Below are 824 nucleotides of genomic sequence, written 5' to 3'. Positions count from 1 at the left end.
TCCCCGCACTTTTCAACGTGCGTGGGTTCGGGCCTCCATTCAGTGTTACCTGAACTTCACCCTGGACATGGGTAGATCACCTGGTTTCGGGTCTACGACCACGTACTAAACGCCCTATTCAGACTCGCTTTCGCTGCGGCTCCGTCTCTTCAACTTAACCTCGCACGGGATCGTAACTCGCCGGTTCATTCTACAAAAGGCACGCCATCACCCATTAACGGGCTCTGACTATTTGTAGGCACACGGTTTCAGGATCTCTTTCACTCCCCTTCCGGGGTGCTTTTCACCTTTCCCTCACGGTACTGGTTCACTATCGATCACTAGGGAGTATTTAGCCTTGGGAGATGGTCCTCCCAGATTCCGACGGAATTTCACGTGTTCCGCCGTACTCAGGATACATTCAAGAGAGAACGAAGTTTCGACTACGGGGTTGTTACCCTCTACGACGGACCTTTCCAGGTCGCTTCGTCTACCTCGTTCCTTTGTAACTCCGTATAGAATGTCCTACAACCCCAAGAGGCAAGCCTCTTGGTTTGGGCTAGATTCCGTTTCGCTCGCCGCTACTCAGGAAATCGCATTTGCTTTCTCTTCCTCCAGGTACTTAGATGTTTCAGTTCCCTGGGTCTGTCTTCCATACCCTATGTATTCAGGTAAGGATACCATACCATTACGTATAGTGGGTTTCCCCATTCGGAAATCTTCGGATCAAAGCTTACTTACAGCTCCCCGAAGCATATCGGCGTTAGTCCCGTCCTTCATCGACTCCTAGTGTCAAGGCATCCACCGTGCGCCCTTTCTAACTTAACCAAACTAAAATTAAAAAA

The 824-nt window shown here is 50.0% G+C and carries 1 rRNA gene; it reads right to left on the bottom strand.

What is annotated here, in order from left to right:
- Positions 1 to 807: ribosomal RNA gene (locus JDS80_RS30660) — 23S ribosomal RNA — on the bottom strand; the annotation flags it as partial.
- Positions 808 to 824: the final 17 nt, after the last annotated feature.

This window comes from Bacillus cereus group sp. N8, assembly GCF_016483685.1.
GTDB classification, from domain to species: Bacteria; Bacillota; Bacilli; order Bacillales; family Bacillaceae_G; genus Bacillus_A; species Bacillus_A proteolyticus.
Note: the sequence above shows the minus strand (reverse complement) of the source record. Positions and strands in the feature narration are given on the sequence as shown.